This window comes from Burkholderia sp. AU33803, from assembly GCF_002223095.1.
Taxonomy (GTDB): domain Bacteria; phylum Pseudomonadota; class Gammaproteobacteria; order Burkholderiales; family Burkholderiaceae; genus Burkholderia.
Genome location: NZ_NKFJ01000009.1, coordinates 174,437 through 190,277 on the forward strand (window position 1 = coordinate 174,437; position 15,841 = coordinate 190,277).

The following is a 15,841-nucleotide window of genomic DNA, read 5'->3' on the forward strand; positions in this document are numbered from 1 at the left end:
GACTCCATCCTGATGGTCGAAGATGGAGGATTGTGGTGAGCGATCGTTACGCGGCCGTTACGGATTTGTTTCGCATCGGATGCAATGCGCGTGAATTCCCACTATCTGGTTAATTTCGGGTGCTGAGCATGTCGGGCGCGGGATTCGATGCGTCCATCACGGGCACGCGCACGGCGGAAGGCTAGGCGCCCGCCGCCCGCGTGTCGAGCCGGAACAGCGATACCGCCTCGGCAAGCCGGCCACCCTGTTCCTCGAGCGACTTCGATGCGGCGGCGGCCTGTTCGACGAGCGCCGCGTTCTGCTGGGTGACTTCATCCATTTGCGTAATGGCCAGATTCACTTGCTCGATGCCGCGGCTCTGCTCGTTCGACGCGGCCGCGATCTCGCCCATGATGTCGGTCACGCGCGCAATCGCATGCGTGACCTGGGTCATCGTCTCGCCCGCGTTGTTCGCGATATGCGAGCCGTCCTGGACTTTCCGGACCGATTCCGAGATCAGCTCGCGAATTTCCTTCGCGGCGCTCGACGAGCGCTGCGCGAGACTGCGGACTTCGCTGGCCACCACGGCAAAGCCGCGGCCCTGCTCGCCGGCGCGGGCGGCCTCCACGGCCGCGTTGAGCGCGAGGATGTTGGTCTGGAAGGCGATCCCTTCGATGATCGCGGTGATCTCGGCGATCTTGGCGGAGCCGGCGCTGATGTCCGTCATCGTGTCGACCATCAGACCGACTGCCGTGCTGCCGCGCTGGGCGACTTCCGATGCGTTGTTGGCCAGCCCGCTCGCCTGCTGCGCATTGTCCGCGTTCAGGCGCACGGTGGACGTCAGTTGCTCCATGCTCGACGCGGTCTCCTGCAACGAGGCGGCCTGCTGTTCCGTGCGGGACGACAGGTCCTGGTTGCCGGACGCGATTTCGCCGGCGCCCGTCGCGACGTTACCGGATGCGGTTCGGACCTCCGAGATCAGGCGGATCAGGTTCGCCTGCATGTCGCGCATCGACGCCAGGACGCTGCCGGCCGGCGCGGCGCCGGTCGTGGATTCGGCGCCGAGGTCGCCGGCGGCGATATGGCCGGCGATCTCGCTGAGCACGGCAGGCTCCGTGCCCAGCGCGCGCAGCAGGCCGCGGGTGATGAAGACGCCCAGGATCGCGGCGGCGGCGGCCGCCGTGATACACATGACGATCAGCATCAGTCGTTGTGATGCATAGCGGTCGGCCGATTCCGTCACCAGTTGCTCGCCTTGCACGCGGGCGAACGTCGCATAGGCGTCGGTGGCGCTGACAAGCTTGGCCAGCAGCGGCCGACACTGTTCGTTGATCATCGTGATCGCCTGATCGCGGCGGTTGTTCGCCGCCGCGTCGACGATGGCGCGCGCCACGGGGCCGTACTGCGCCTCGACCGCGCCGATTTGCCGGACCAGTTCGCGGGCCTGGTCGGTCGCGCCGCTCCCCTCGCGCACTGCATTCGTCAGTTCGCCCAGCAGCGCGCCGACGTCGTGGTCGGCCTGCAGCGCCGCGTCCTTCTCGATGTCCGCATCGCGCGGCGCGGTCGCCAGCACCTGGTTGCGGGCGGCGATCGCACGCCGGTCGACCGCGACGCGAACCTTGTCCGCCAGGATGGCACGGGCGTTGGTGCCGTTGACGTAATGGTCGAATGCCGCGTTCGCATTGCCGAGCGATACGATGCCGAGAATGGAGACGAGCAGCACCATGCACGTCAGGAGACTGAACGCCAGGGTCAGCTTCGTGCGAACCGTTAATCGTCGATTATTCATGTGGGGGTCCAGTTTCATTGATATCAAGTAGCGTTCCTTATTATCGGATTGGTACATGAACAATTTAGGACTGTTGTCAGACGCAATCGTTTGCGTAGGGGCCGCTGCCGAGAAAAAGATGCAGGCCACGATCCGTGGCCGGTCAGGTCAAGCCACGCGCGCGTGTTGCTCCGTTTCCGCGCAACACACCCGGTTGCGGCCTTCGCGCTTCGCACGATAAAGCGCCATGTCCGCCTGATGCGACAGCGCGTGCACTGACGGAGGGCGCGCGCGATGGCCGGTCGCGCAGCCGATGCTGACGGTGAACGCCGGCACGGTTTCCGCGAAGCCGTCGAGCCGGTTGCGTTCGACTTCGCGGCGAATCGCCTCCGCGACCTGAGCGGCCCCGCTTTCGTCGGTATCCGGCAGCACCGCGACGAACTCCTCGCCGCCGTAGCGCGCGGCCAGATCGCCGCGCCGTCGCGTGTGGGTGCGGATGCATTCGGCGAGAAAGCGTAGCGCCGTGTCGCCTTCCGCATGCCCGTGCCGGTCGTTGTACTGCTTGAAGTGGTCGGCATCGATGAACAGGATCGACAGGCTGCCGTTGCTGCCGCGCTGCAGCCGTTCCCATTCGTCGGCGAGCGCGATATCGAGCGCGCGGCGGTTGCATAAGCCCGTCAGCGGATCGGTCCGCGTGAGATCCGTGAGCAGCGTCTGCTTGCGCAGGTTGTCCCGCAGCGCAAACGCGAGCAGCCAGACCACCGCGCAGAAGAATGCGCTGATCACGGTGGCGGACACGCCGACCGTCCACGACAGGCGCGTGATGCTCGCCAGCACGTCGCGCTCGGCCGGCGCGACGACGGCGATCAGCGGCGTGCCCGGCACCCGCTGGTACGTATACAGCCGCTTGGTGCCGTCGATGATCGAACGAGCGGGGTAGAAGCCCGATTCGCTGTGCACCATCCGCTCGAACGCTTTCGAGCGACGCAGGTGGTTCATCTGGTTGTCGTTCAACGACGGATTTCTCGCGAGGATCGCACCGTCCGCGCGCAGGATCGCGCTGACCCCGTTCGGCCCGACATCGAGCCCGGACAGGAGCTGCTCGAAATAGGCGATGTCGATGGCGACCACCGCGATGCCGTTGAACGTATGGTCCGGCCGTTCGATGCGCCGCGACAGCGCGATCGATTCCTTGCCGTCGCGCGAGCGTGCGCGATACGCCTCGGACACGTAGAGGCCGACGTTGTCGGCATCGCGATGGACCTTGAAGTAGTCGCGATCGCTGAAATCCCAACGATGGGTCGTGCCGCAGCAGCCGTCGATCAACTGGCCGTGCCGGTCGGTCACGCCCATGCCGGTCACGTATTGCGCGGCGGTGCGCTCGAACAGCAGGTCGTGCCGCAGCCCGGCATCCATGCGCCGCACCGCGGGCTTGCCGAGATCGGACGCGAGCGCGACCAGCGCGTTGTTCGACGTCTCGACGGTGCGCGCGATCTGGCTCACCAGTACGGCGGCGACGTTGCGCGACGTCTCGTGCGCGTGCTCGATCACTTCGCTGCGCCCGACCCACAGGGTCGCCGCGCTGATCCCGAGCGCCGCCAGCGACATCAACGTGCCCAATGCGCCGACGACAAGATGGTTGCGTCCGGCCCAGTCGGCGATTTTCTCGATCGAGGTGGTTGCGGGCATGCTCGTGCTCGTAGGGGAAGCCGGTTGCGACGGTTCCGGCGCGGGTCAAATCCGGGTTAACGGCACGGTTAACAGAAAATCGAGGCCGGCAGGGCCGCCGATAGGCGCGGGCAGGCGCGCACGGGAGCGCAAACGTGTGCGAGCCCGCGTGGCCGGTCCCGCAAAGCGATGCATCGAGCGTTCGCCGCGCGCGGAACGAGGGGCGGCGACACGCGCCGCCGGCACGTCGATTGATAACCCATCGACATCAATCCTTCCAAAAATTGCACTTATCGTTTGCGCGGCGACGAGCGAACATGCCGGAAAACGACAATCGATCCACCCCTCCCGCCTATTTCCGGATTTTCAGGAGACACCCGATGCACCCCTCGTCCAGCCTTCCGAACGCCCGTTCGAAGGCCGCTGCGGTTTTCCGCGTCACCGCCGGGAATTTTCTCGAGCAGTTCGACTTCTTCCTGTTCGGCTTCTACGCCACGCAGATCGCCAACGTCTTCTTTCCCGCGCAAAGCGAGTTCGCGTCGCTGATGATGACCTTCGCCGTGTTCGGCGCCGGCTTCCTGATGCGGCCGCTGGGCGCCATCGTGCTGGGCGCGTACATCGACGATGTCGGCCGCCGCAAGGGCCTGATCGTCACGCTGTCCATCATGGCGAGCGGCACCGTCCTGATCGCGTTCGTGCCGGGCTACGCGACGATCGGCCTGCTGGCGCCCGCGCTCGTGCTGCTCGGGCGGCTGCTGCAGGGCTTCTCCGCCGGCGCGGAACTGGGCGGCGTCTCGGTGTATCTCGCCGAACTGGCGACGCCCGGCCGCAAGGGCTTCTTCACGAGCTGGCAATCCGCCAGCCAGCAGGTCGCGATCGTCGTCGCGGCGGGCCTCGGCTTTGCGCTCAATCAATGGTTGAGCGCGTCGGCCATCGCCGCATGGGGATGGCGCGTGCCGTTCTTCGTCGGCTGCATGATCGTGCCGTTCATCTTCATGCTGCGCCGTAACCTCGAGGAAACCCAGGAGTTCAAGGCGCGCAAGCATCGCCCGGGCATGAAGGAAGTGTTCGGGACGCTGGTGCAGAACTGGGGCGTCGTGGTGGCCGGCATGATGCTGGTCGCGATGACCACCACGAGCTTCTATCTGATCACGGTCTACGCGCCCACCTTCGGCAAGACGGTGCTGCACCTGAGCACCGCCGACAGCCTGCTCGTGACGCTCTGCGTCGGCGTGTCGAACTTCGTGTGGCTGCCGATCGGCGGCGCGCTGTCCGACCGGATCGGCCGCCGGCCGCTGCTGGTCGGCATGACGGTGCTCACCGTCGTGACCGCCTACCCGGCGCTGTCGTTGCTCGCGCACGCGCCGTCGTTCGTCAACATGCTGCTCGTCCTCCTGTGGCTCTCGTTCATGTACGGGATCTATAACGGGGCGATGGTCGTCGCGCTCACGGAAGTGATGCCGGTGCAGGTGCGCGTCGCGGGCTTCTCGCTCGCGTACAGCCTCGCGACCGCCGTGTTCGGCGGCTTCACGCCGGCCATTTCGACCGCGCTCATTCACGCGACCGGCGACAAGGCCGCACCGGGCTACTGGATGAGCTTCGCCGCGGTGTGCGCGCTGCTGGCGACGTTCGCGCTCTATCGTCGCCACACGGCGACGCTGACGCCCGCGCATTGAGGCCCGGGCCATCCGGAATGCTTGCCAACCCAGACGAATCCGCACGACCACGACCACGACCATGATCATGAGAAACCTGCTTCCGAAATTTTGCGCGGCCGCGCTCGTCCTGGCCACGGCAATGGCCGCCAACGTGCAGGCCGCCGAACTGCACGTGATGAGCTCGGGCGGCTTCACCGCCGCCTACAAGCTGCTCGGCCCCCGGTTTGCCGCCACGACGGGTAACACGCTCGATACCGCGCTCGGCCCGTCGATGGGCAAGTCGCCCGAGGCGATTCCGAACCGGCTCGCGCGCGGCGAGCCCGCCGACGCCGTCATCATGGTCGGCTATGCGCTGGACGACCTGATCAAGCAGGGCAAGGTGATCCCCGGCTCGCGCGTCGAGCTGGCCGACTCGCGCATCGGCGTGGTCGTGCGCGACGGCTCGGCGAAACCCGACGTCGGTTCCGCCGAAGGTCTCAAGCAGGCGCTGCTGCACGCGAAGTCGATCGCGTATTCGGACAGCGCGAGCGGCGTCTACATCGAGCGCGAGCTGTTCAAAAAACTCGGCATCGAGGATCAGGTGAAGTCGAAGGCGAAGATGATTCCGCGCATTCCGGTGGCATCGGTCGTCGCGAACGGCGACTACGAGATCGGCTTCCAGCAGGTGAGCGAGCTGCTGCCGGTCAAGGGGGCGACCTTCGTCGGCAAGATCCCCGAATCGCTGCAGTCGGTCACGCGCTTCGCGGCCGGCATCCCCGTCGGCGCGCAGCATCCGGCGGAAGCGAAGGCACTGCTCGACTATCTCGCGTCGCCTGATGTTCAGGCCGACGTGAAATCGACCGGGCTGGATTCCGTCCCCGCTCATTGAGCATGATCGACGGGAAGGTTGGCGTCAGACCGCCTTCCCGTCACCGTCACCGTCGACATTGGCTTCTGCGGCGGCACGGCCCGCATCGACCCCGTTCGGGGAGGCCGGCCCTCCGGCAGCGAGCCGCTGCGCAAGACGCGTGCGATCGCATGCGCGTTCCCACATCGACACGAAGATCACCGCGCACGCGTTGCTGATCACGCTCGTCAGCGCTCGCGCCTCGGACATGAAACGATCGATGCCGACCAGCAGTGCGACCCCGGCGACGGGCAGGTCGCGCATGACGGCGAGCGTGGCGACCAGCGCCACCAGCCCGCTTCCGGAAACACCGGCCGCGCCCTTGGACGTGAGCAGCATCACGGCGAGCATCACGGCGATCTGCGACGCGGAAAGGGGCACGTCGCACGCCTGCGCGATGAACAACGCGGCGAGCGTCAGATAGATCGCGGTGCCGTCCAGGTTGAACGAATAGCCGGCCGGCAGCACGAGACCCACGACACCCTTGTCGCATCCGAGCGATTCCAGCTTGACGATCAGGCGCGGCAGCACCGGCTCCGACGACGACGTCGCGAGGACGATGAGCAACTCTTCGCGCAGGTAGCGCAACAGCCGCCACAGCGCGAAGCCGTGCAGCCGCGCGAGCGGCGCGAGTACGAGCGCGACGAACAGCGCGCAGGCCGCATAGAAGGACACCACCAGCTTCGCGAGCGAGCCGACCGAACCGATCCCGAAGCGGCCCACCGTGAAGGCCATCGCGCCGAACGCGCCGAGCGGGGCGAGCCGCATGATCATCGCGAGCACGCGAAAGACCACCTGGGCGACCCCGTCGATCAGCGCAAGCACGGGCTGGCCGGCCCGCCGGTGCGCATTCAGCGAGAAGCCGAACAGCAGCGACAGCAGCAGCACCGGCAACACCTCGCCTTGCTGGAACGCGCCGAGCATCGTCTCGGGGATCACGCTCAGCCCGAATGCCACGAGCCCGCGCGGCTGCGCCTCCTTCGCGTACTGCGCGAGGATGCTCGCGTCGAGGTGGTGAACGTCGATGTGCAGGCCGGCGCCGGGGCGCAGCACGAACGCGATGACGAGCCCGACGGCGAGCGCGACGGCGGTCAGCAGATAGAAGAGCGCCAGCGCGCGAACGATCGTGCGGCCGATCGCCTTCCCGTTCGCCAGTGACGTGATGCCCGAGACGATCGTGCAAAAGACGATCGGCGCGATGGTCATCCGCACGAGCCCGACGAACGCGTCGCTGAGCGGCTTGAGCCTCGCGCCTGCGTCAGGCCACACGTGACCGACGGTCACGCCGAGCAGCATCGCGAGCAGGACCTGCACGTAGAGCGATTTGAGCAGCGTGGCCAACCTCACGGAACGGTCTTCCTTCGTGTCGCTTGTGTCGTCGTCACGCCGAGGCATCGCTGCTTGCGATGCCGTCGCGCTTCGCGTCGACGATCATCCGGTGAAACGCTTCGGCAGCCGGCGTGAGCGGCCGTCCGCGCCGCTTGACGATGCCCACCCGGCGTTTGACGACCGGCTCGACGAGCGGCACGCTCGTGAGAATCGGATGGTCGTGCCCGGGCATCGCCATCGAGGGCACCGCGGCGACGCCGAGCCCGGCCTCGATCAAGCCGAGCAGGGTCGTCACGTGGCGCGCTTCGCACACGCTCGGCCCGCGCGGCGCCACGGCGGCCAGCGCCTGGTCGAGCAACAGGCGGTTGCCGGAAGTCTTGTCCACCGACACGTAATCGTGCTCGTACAGTTCGTTCCAGGTCACGCGCTTCTTGCGCGCGAGCGGATGGTCGCGGCGGCACGCAGCGACGAAGCGTTCCTGGAGCAGCATCTTGAACTCGATGTCGGCTTCCTGGCTGCCCATGAAACTCACGCCGAAATCGGCTTCGCCGCTGATGACGGCGCCCAGCACCTCGTTCGCGCTCGCGTCCAGCAGCTTGACCCGGATGCGCGGAAAGCGCCGATGATAGCGCGCGATGATGGCCGGCAGAAAGTAGTAGGCGACCGACGGCACGCACGCGATGGTCACATGGCCGAGGCGGCTCGACGACACGTCGCGAATGCCGAGCAGCGCCGCGTCGAGATCGTCGAGCAGCTGTTCGGCGCTCTGCGCGAACACGCGGCCGACCGTGGTGAGCGCGACGCGACGCGTGGTGCGCTCGAACAGGCGCACGCCGAGCGCTTCCTCGAGCTTGTCGATCCGGCGACTCAACGCGGGCTGGGAAATGCTGACCGACTCCGCGGCCTTTCGGAAGCTGCCCGTTTCCACGACCGCGCGAAACGCCTGCAAGTCGTTCAAGTCGAAGTTGATCCCCACGGGCGCGTCTCCGCATCTCAGATGGGGCGTATTTTGCATGATTTCGCCGGGCGGCCGCATCGGCGCGGCACGCATCCGCGCCACCCTCGATCGCAACCGTGTGCGTGAGGGGGCGGCCTGGCCGTGGATCCGCCGCGCGTCGAGGTCGATGGGGGCGTCACGGCCCCGGGCGTTACGATGCAAGCAGGCCGCGTGCGGCCAGATTCGCATACAGCGCGCGCACGCCGAAGGTCCACGGCGCGATCTCGGTGCACAGCCGCACGGTGTTGACGAGTGCGCCGAGTGTAGGCGTGGAGAGGGTGACGCGGTCGCCCAGGTGATGCGTGAATCCGCCGCCGGGCGCGTCGCGGTCCTGGATCGGCGAAAACATCGTGCCGAGGAACAGCATGAAGCCGTCCGGGTACTGGTGATGCGCGCCGCAGGTCTGCGCGACGAGGTCGAGCGGGTCGCGGCTGATCTCGCGCATGTGGCTGATGCCGTCGAGGACGAAGCCGTCGTCCGCGCCTTCGACGCGCAGCGACACGCTGGCCTGCCGTACGTCGTCCAGCGTGAAACCGTCATCGAACAACCGCACGAACGGGCCGATCGCGCACGAGCCGTTGTTGTCCTTGCATTTGCCGAGCAGCAGCGCCGAGCGGCCTTCGATGTCGCGCAGGTTCACGTCGTTGCCGAGCGTCGCGCCCACCGGCCTGCCGTCGCTGGCAACCGCGAGCACGATCTCCGGTTCGGGGTTGTTCCAGACCGATACCGGCAGCAGGCCCACGTCCGCGCCGAAGCCCACCGCCGACATCGGCTGCGCCTTCGAGAACACCTCGGCATCGGGGCCGATGCCGACTTCCATGTATTGCGACCACGCGCCGCGGTGCTCGAGTTCCGCCTTCAGCCGCATCGCCGCGTCCGAGCCCGGCACGATCTTCGACAGATCGGTGCCGATGGTGGCGGTGATGGTCGCGCGCACGTCCGCTGCTTTCACCGGGTCGCCGCCGGCCTGTTCCTCGATCACGCGCTCGATCAGGCTGACGGCGAAGGTCACGCCGCAGGCCTTGATGGCCTGCACGTCGCACGGTGCGAGCAGATGGGTCGCGGCGCGCGTGCCGTCGAGCGCCGCCTGCAGCAGCGGCTCGACGCGGCCGAGCGATTCGCCGGGCGCCGTGCGCGCGAGGGCGGCGGCGTCGGGGCGGTCGAACAGGTCCGCGGTGGTCGCGACGGTGCGCGTGATGTCGATCACTTCGCCGTTGCGCACGGCAACGACGCTCGGGCCCGCATGGGCGCCGTCGTGCCGCCACACACGGCCGATCAGCAGCGCTTGCGCCAGGTCGTGCGGCAGGCAGTCGGAAACGGAAAGAGTACGCATGGTCAGCTCGGCAAGGGTCGTGGGCAGGAGGGTCAGTGCGAATGGCGCGGGTTGCCGCGTCGTTCGATCACCTTCAGGTACAGCGTGGCCGGTTCGAGGCAGCCGCCGGTGGACAGCTGGCCGACGAACTGGCGATAGAGTGCCTGCCACGGCGTTTGCGCCTGCGGCACCGTGCAGCTCGCCGTCTCGCGACGGCGCGCGAGTTCATCCTCGTCCACGAGCACGTCGACGCTGCGGCGATTCAGGTCCACGCGAATGCGGTCGTTCGTGCGCAGCAGCGCGAGGCCGCCGCCGACCGCCGCCTCGGGCGACACGTTCAGGATCGACGGGCTGGCCGACGTGCCGCTCTGGCGACCGTCGCCCAGGCAGGGCAGCGAGCTCACGCCGCGCTTCACGAGCTCGGCCGGCGGCGCCATGTTGACGACTTCCGCGCTGCCCGGGTAGCCGACCGTGCCGCAGCCGCGAATCACGAGGATGCAGCGCTCGTCGATGTTCAGCGCGGGATCGTTGATGCGCGCGTGGTAGTCCTCGGGGCCTTCGAACACGATCGCGCGGGCCTCGAACGTGTTCTCCGCGCCCGGCTCGGCCAGATAGGTGCGGCGGAACGCTTCCCCGACCACCGACATCTTCATGATCGCGCTGTCGAAGAAGTTGCCCGACAGCACCATGAAGCCCGCGCCATGCTTGAGCGGCGCGTCGGGCGTGCGGATCACGTCGCGGTCGGCGTCGGGCGCGGTGTCGGCGATCTCGCCGATCGCGCGGCCGGACACGGTCGCGCAGTCGCGTCGCAGCAGGCCGGCCGCATCGAGCTGGCGCAGCACCGCAGGCACGCCGCCGGCGCGGTGGAAGCTCTCCCCGAGGTACTCGCCAGCGGGCATGCAGTTGACCAGCAGCGGCACCGATTCACCGAGGCGCTGCCAGTCGTCCAGGCCCAGTTCGACGCCCATGTGGCGCGCGATCGCGATCAGGTGCGGCGGGCAGTTGGTCGACGCGCCGAGCGCGGACGCGACGACGATCGCATTCTCGAACGCCGCGCGCGTCATGATCGTCGACGGGCGCACGTCTTCGCGCACGAGCTCGACCGCGCGCTTGCCGGTGGCGTACGCCATCTGGCCGCGCTCGCGGTACGCGGCGGGGATGCTCGCGCAGCCCGGCAACGACATGCCGAGCGCCTCGGCCACGCTGTTCATCGACAGCGCGGTGCCCATGGTGTTGCAATGGCCGATCGACGGCGACGAAGCCGTGGTCAGCTGCATGAAGCCTTCGTAGTCGATCTCGCCGGCGGCGAGCAGGTTGCGCGCATGCCAGATCACCGTGCCCGAGCCGACGCGCTTGCCGTCGTGCCAGCCGTCGAGCATCGGCCCGCCCGACAGCACGATCGCCGGCAGGTCGACGGTCGCGGCCGCCATCAGGCACGCGGGGGTGGTCTTGTCGCAGCCGGTGGTCAGCACCACGCCGTCCAGCGGGAAGCCGTGCAGCACTTCCACCAGCCCGAGGTAGGCCAGGTTGCGGTCGAGCGCGGCGGTCGGGCGGCGGCTTTGCTCGGCCAGCGGATGCACGGGGAATTCCATCGGAATGCCGCCCGCGTCGCGGATGCCCGCCTTCGTGCGCTCGGCCAGTTCGATGTGGTGGCGGTTGCACGGCGCGAGGTCGCTGCCCGTCTGCGCAATGCCGATCACGGGGCGGCCCGATTGCAACTCCTCGCGCGTCAATCCGTAGTTCATGAAGCGCTCGACATAGAGCGCGGTCATGTCGGCATGCGCGGGATCGTCGAACCATTCCTGGCTGCGCAGGCGGCGCGGGGGCTGTGACATGGCGGGCTGTCTCCGAAGGGCCTCGTTCATTGTTGCGTACCGGATTGGTACCGGTAACATCGAGTGGATGTTAGCACGGGGTTTTTGCGTGGCGGAAGGGAATTTTTGGGTGCGGGTGGCGCAGGGGACGGAGAAAGCGCCGTGCGCGATGCACCGGTTCCCATCCAGTCGAACGGCAACCGTATCGACGCGCATCGGCCGTCAACGAGGCCTTTCGTTCATGCGATGGCGGGGCGGCGTAAGGGCAGGGGGGCGGTACGCAATCGCGTCGTTCGCGCGCGCCTCGAGCGCACGTCGGTGCTCGCCGGTTCTCGCCGGGCGCGACCGGCCCGGTCGCCGGCCCGTCACGCGCTTTCGCGCGCGACGATCGTGTAGTCGATACGGATGCTTTGCGATTCGACCGGCTCGCCGCTGTCGCGCGCCTGCAGCGCGGCCAGCAACGCTTCGCCCGTGCGTCGCCCGATGCCGTATGCGTCGACCGATACGGTCGTGATGGCAGGGTGGCAGCATGCGGCCACTTCGAAGTTCCCGAAGCCGGCCACCGCGACGTCCTCGGGCACGGACAGGCCGCGCCGGTGGCATTCCATGATCGCGCCGAATGCCGACATGTCGCTGACGCACATCACGGCATCGGTGTCCGGCCACTGCGCGAGCAGCGCCGCCATCGCGGGCCCGCCGTGGCTCATGGTGATCGGCGATTCGCCGAGCCGCACGACGCGCGGCTCGCCCAACCGCAGCGCCTTGATCTCCGCCTGGTATCCCTTGAGCCGGTCGAGGCCACGCCGATCCAGCTCGCTCGCGCCGCCCAGAAAACCGATGCGCCGGTAACCGCGCTCGGCCAGATGCCGCACCATCGCCCGGGCGGCGCGCACGTTCGAAAAGCCGACGGCGGTGTCGATCGGACGCGTGGGCAGGTCCCACATCTCGACCACGGGAATAGCCGAGCGTTCCAGCACCTTGCGTGTCGCATCGGTGTGCTGCGCACCTGTCAGCGCGATGCAGCGCGGCTGGTGCCGCAACATCGAGCGCACGAGCCGTTCCTCGCGTTCGAGATCGTAGTCGGTGTCGCCGAGCAGCAGCTGGAGGCCTTCGGGTTCGAGCGCGTCGGTCAGGCCGCGCACGGTGTCGGAGAAGTTCGAACTCGACAGCGACGGCACCAGCACCGCGACGAATTCCGAGCGCCCCGACGACAGCGCGCCGGCGGCCGCATCGGCCACGTAGCCGAGCTGGTCGATCGCCGCGCAGACCCGCGCGCGCGTCTCGGCGGCCACGCTATGGCCGGCGAGCACGCGCGACACCGTCATCTTCGATACGCCGGCGAGGCGCGCTACGTCGGACATGCGGGGCGGCCCGGCAGGCCGGACGGCGGTGGGACTGGGCATCGGAATCGCGATCGGACGAAAGCTGGAAAGGCTACATCATACCGGTGCCGCATCCGCGGTCATGCGTGCCGCGCCGCCCCGTCGCAGCGATGCGCGCACTAGGGAAACCACGCGTTCGCCGGCGCTTGTACGCGCCTGTCGCCGCGTGCTACCTTCCGATTCGTTACCGGTATCAGTGCGTCGATTGCTCCCCGCTGCCTCGTCGGCGTTTTTTTTGCCACGGAATGTTATCGGTAACATCGATGTGTCGAAGAACCGCCGGTACGAAGAAGACCTACACAATCAGGAGACAGACCGATGCCATCCATTACGCAGGCCGCTGCCGCCCCGGCCGCGGCCGATTCATCCGACGACGCCCTGTATCGCAAGGTGATGCGGCGCATCCTGCCGCTACTGCTGCTCTGTTACGTCGTGGCCTACCTGGATCGCGTGAACGTGGGCTTTGCGAAGCTGCAGATGCTCGACGACCTGAGCTTGAGCGACGGCGTCTATGCGCTCGGCGCCAGCATTTTCTTCTGGGGCTATTTCCTGTTCGAGATGCCCAGCAACCTGTTGCTGCACCGCTACGGCGCGCGCTTCTGGATCGCGCGGATCATGATCACGTGGGGCATCGTGTCGTCGTCGATGGCGTTCATCGTGCCGCTCGCGCAGTTCTTCCACGTGCAGACGTCCACGATGTTCTACGCGTTGCGCTTCCTGCTGGGCCTGTGCGAAGCCGGCTTCTTTCCGGGCGTCATCCTGTACCTGAACTACTGGTTCCCGGCGCGCCGCCAGAGCGTGGCCATGTCGGGCTTCCTGGTCGCGATCCCGCTGAGCCTGACGCTCGGCAGCGTGGTGTCCGGCTGGCTGATGGAGCACACGCACGGCCTGTCGGGCATGAGCGGCTGGCAATGGATGCTGCTGCTCGAAGGGCTGCCGTCGATCGTGGTGGCGTTCGTCGTGCTGGCGTGCCTCGGCGACGGCCCGCAGTCGGCGAAGTGGCTGTCCGGCGACGAAAAGGCGCGGCTGACGCGCAACCTCGAAACCGAAGCCGCGCACAAGTCGCACAGCATCGGCGCCGCGCTGCGCAGCCCGCGCGTCTGGCTGCTCACCGTCATCCTGCTCACGTTCAACACCGGCTTCTACGGGTTGGCGTTCTGGCTGCCGTCGATCATTCGCGCGTCGGGCGTGCAGAGCCCGCTGCATATCGGTGTCCTGACCGCCATTCCGTACCTGACGGCCATCTTCGCGATGGTGTGGAACGCGTCGCACTCGCGCAAGACCGGCGAGCGCCGCCTGCACGCGGCGATTCCCGCGCTGATCGGCGGGGTCGGCCTGATCGCGAGCGCGGCGTTGGCGCACAACGTCGCGCTGTCGATCGTATTCCTGACCATCGCGACGTGCGGCATCCTCGCGCTGATGCCGATCTACTGGACCTTTCCGGGGCAGATCCTGTCCGGCACCGCGGCGGCGGCCGGCATTGCGCTGATCAACGCGGTGGGCAACCTGTCCGGGTTCACGGGCTCGATGATCACCGGCATCGCCAAGCAGATGACCGGCGACATCAACAACGGCACCTATGCGCTGGGCGCGTGCCTGCTGGTCAGCTGCGTGCTGATCGCGACGATTCCACGCGACATCCTGCAGCCGCCGGCAGGGCGGTAGGGCGTTCGGCCGGGCCGGGCATCGCGCTGCCCGGCGTCGGATGTCTCACGGCACGTGGATCGTAACAAGCGGGACTTTCGGCAAAAGCGGGACCTCGTGTGAGTTCGCTCGACCCTCACAGGCGGCATGCCGGATGCCTCGAGCCACGGAAACTTGGCGGACGACTCGGGGCTGTCTCGTAGGCGGCCGTCATGCGTCCTCCAGTGCGACGCGCACCTTGTTTCCGAGCGTGCGCAACCGTTCGACCGGTTCGTTCGAGAACACGAAACGGACATACTGCTCGCCGTGTGCGACGCCCCACCCGGTCATCGCCGTCGCACATACGCCGCGGCGCAGCAACCGCTCCGACATCTGCGATCCGGTCAGGCCGAAGTCGGAGACACGCAGCAGCATCGACCAGCCGCCCGCCGGCATGCCGAACGGGAGTCCGGACAGTTCGGCGGCGATCGTGTCACGCCGCCTTTCGAGTTCGCTCACGTAGCCGGGCAGATCGGCCGCGGAATGTTCGAGCGCAACCGCCGCAGCCTCCTGGGCAATGCCGACCGGCACCACGACATTGGCGAGCGACACGGCCACCAGATCGGGAATCAGCCATTCCGGCGCGACGATCCAGCCGACCCGCCAACCAATCATGCGCAGCTCCTTCGACGCCGCGCCGACCGTCACCGTGCGCTCTGCCATGCCGGGCAGGCCGGCGGGATGGATGACCGTGCGTCCATCGAACAGCAGCCGCTCCATCGCACTGTCGAGGATCAGCAGCAGATCGTGCTGCACACACAGGCCCGCGATCAGTTGCCAGTCGGACGCATCGAATACCCCGCCCGAAGGCATCGACGGAGACATCAGCAGCATGGCCCGCGTTTTCGGGCCGATTGCCGCCCGCAGCGCGGCCTGGTCCAGTTTCCATTCGCCGCCCGGCGTGAAGGCGAACGGGACCTGCCGCGGCACGCCGCCCGCCAGGCGGACGCGGTTCAGCAGGCCCGCGTACGTCGGATCGGTGACGATCACTTCGTCGCCGGTCTCGACGGTGGCAAGCAGCGTGTTCAGAATGCCGGAGAGCCCGCCCGCCGACACCACCACCTGGTCGGCCGTGAAGCGCTGCCCCGAAAGCGCCGACACGTGGGCGGCAGCGCTCGCGCGCAGCCGATCCTGACCGACGAACGGCAAATAGGAGTTGGCCGAGTCTCGCTCGATGGCCTCCCGGGTGAAGGCGAGCGCCTCTGCAGTGGGCGGGATGTCGGTATCGAGATTTTCGAGCCGCAACAGGTCGACGTCGGCATGATCGGCGATCGAACCCATGCGATCGACGCCGATGCCGGCAATGTGCTGCAGACGCACGGGACGGTGGTGGCGCATCGAGCCTCCGATTTTGTTACAATTTAA

The 15,841-nt window shown here is 67.6% G+C and carries 11 protein-coding genes; 3 read left to right on the top strand and 8 right to left on the bottom strand.

The annotated features are described in order from the left end of the window. Positions 1-181 precede the first annotated feature (181 nt). Both CFB41_RS35425 and CFB41_RS35430 read right to left on the bottom strand, forming a co-directional pair. Positions 182-1,768: a methyl-accepting chemotaxis protein gene (locus CFB41_RS35425; protein WP_089459897.1), complete on the bottom strand. Its 1,587-nt coding sequence runs from the start codon at positions 1,766-1,768 to the stop codon at positions 182-184. A 147-nt stretch (positions 1,769-1,915) separates the two neighbouring features. Then, positions 1,916-3,436, bottom strand: coding sequence for a diguanylate cyclase (locus CFB41_RS35430; RefSeq protein ID WP_089459898.1), 1,521 nt, complete (start codon positions 3,434-3,436; stop codon positions 1,916-1,918). 359 nt (positions 3,437-3,795) lie between these two features. Here CFB41_RS35430 and CFB41_RS35435 point away from each other — a divergent pair, with 359 nt between their 5' ends. Next, entirely contained in the window at positions 3,796-5,091 is a 1,296-nt protein-coding gene (locus tag CFB41_RS35435) for an MFS transporter (RefSeq protein ID WP_089443888.1), read from the top strand. Positions 5,092-5,158: 67 nt separating this feature from the next. Further along, positions 5,159-5,941 (top strand): substrate-binding domain-containing protein, encoded by a 783-nt coding sequence (locus tag CFB41_RS35440; protein ID WP_089460130.1) that lies wholly within the window; start codon positions 5,159-5,161, stop codon positions 5,939-5,941. Positions 5,942-5,965: 24 nt separating this feature from the next. Here CFB41_RS35440 and dctA read toward each other — a convergent pair whose 3' ends face one another. From dctA to CFB41_RS35465, 5 genes are all read right to left on the bottom strand, one after another. Then, entirely contained in the window at positions 5,966-7,306 is a 1,341-nt protein-coding gene (gene dctA, locus CFB41_RS35445) for a C4-dicarboxylate transporter DctA (protein ID WP_089460131.1), read from the bottom strand. Positions 7,307-7,340: 34 nt separating this feature from the next. Then, positions 7,341-8,264 carry a LysR family transcriptional regulator gene (locus CFB41_RS35450; RefSeq protein WP_089443889.1) on the bottom strand — a complete coding sequence of 308 codons (924 nt, stop codon included), beginning with the start codon at positions 8,262-8,264 and terminating at the stop codon, positions 7,341-7,343. Positions 8,265-8,436: 172 nt separating this feature from the next. Next, positions 8,437-9,618 carry a fumarylacetoacetate hydrolase family protein gene (locus CFB41_RS35455; RefSeq protein ID WP_089459899.1) on the bottom strand — a complete coding sequence of 394 codons (1,182 nt, stop codon included), beginning with the start codon at positions 9,616-9,618 and terminating at the stop codon, positions 8,437-8,439. 32 nt (positions 9,619-9,650) lie between these two features. Beyond that, positions 9,651-11,432: an IlvD/Edd family dehydratase gene (locus tag CFB41_RS35460; protein ID WP_089459900.1), complete on the bottom strand. Its 1,782-nt coding sequence runs from the start codon at positions 11,430-11,432 to the stop codon at positions 9,651-9,653. A gap of 344 nt (positions 11,433-11,776) precedes the next feature. Beyond that, positions 11,777-12,814, bottom strand: a complete 1,038-nt coding sequence (locus tag CFB41_RS35465; protein ID WP_179250312.1) for a LacI family DNA-binding transcriptional regulator — start codon at positions 12,812-12,814, stop codon at positions 11,777-11,779. 297 nt (positions 12,815-13,111) lie between these two features. Between CFB41_RS35465 and CFB41_RS35470 the strand changes: the two genes are divergently transcribed. Continuing rightward, on the top strand, positions 13,112-14,458 hold the full coding sequence (locus CFB41_RS35470) for an MFS transporter (protein WP_089459902.1): 1,347 nt from the start codon (positions 13,112-13,114) through the stop codon (positions 14,456-14,458). A 189-nt stretch (positions 14,459-14,647) separates the two neighbouring features. Here CFB41_RS35470 and CFB41_RS35475 read toward each other — a convergent pair whose 3' ends face one another. Continuing rightward, complete coding sequence (locus tag CFB41_RS35475; RefSeq protein ID WP_089459903.1) at positions 14,648-15,814, bottom strand: pyridoxal phosphate-dependent aminotransferase; 1,167 nt, start codon at positions 15,812-15,814, stop codon at positions 14,648-14,650. Between the last annotated feature and the right edge of the window lie 27 nt (positions 15,815-15,841).

Bases quoted from the DNA above. Each gene is read 5' to 3' on its own strand.
- CFB41_RS35430 (WP_089459898.1), bottom strand. From the start codon at position 3,436: ATGCCCGCAACCACCTCGATCGAGAAAATCGCCGACTGGGCCGGACGC.
- CFB41_RS35425 (WP_089459897.1), bottom strand. From the start codon at position 1,768: ATGAATAATCGACGATTAACGGTTCGCACGAAGCTGACCCTGGCGTTC.
- CFB41_RS35470 (WP_089459902.1), top strand. From the start codon at position 13,112: ATGCCATCCATTACGCAGGCCGCTGCCGCCCCGGCCGCGGCCGATTCA.
- CFB41_RS35455 (WP_089459899.1), bottom strand. From the start codon at position 9,618: ATGCGTACTCTTTCCGTTTCCGACTGCCTGCCGCACGACCTGGCGCAA.
- CFB41_RS35475 (WP_089459903.1), bottom strand. From the start codon at position 15,814: ATGCGCCACCACCGTCCCGTGCGTCTGCAGCACATTGCCGGCATCGGC.
- CFB41_RS35465 (WP_179250312.1), bottom strand. From the start codon at position 12,814: ATGCCCAGTCCCACCGCCGTCCGGCCTGCCGGGCCGCCCCGCATGTCC.
- CFB41_RS35440 (WP_089460130.1), top strand. From the start codon at position 5,159: ATGAGAAACCTGCTTCCGAAATTTTGCGCGGCCGCGCTCGTCCTGGCC.
- CFB41_RS35435 (WP_089443888.1), top strand. From the start codon at position 3,796: ATGCACCCCTCGTCCAGCCTTCCGAACGCCCGTTCGAAGGCCGCTGCG.
- CFB41_RS35460 (WP_089459900.1), bottom strand. From the start codon at position 11,432: ATGTCACAGCCCCCGCGCCGCCTGCGCAGCCAGGAATGGTTCGACGAT.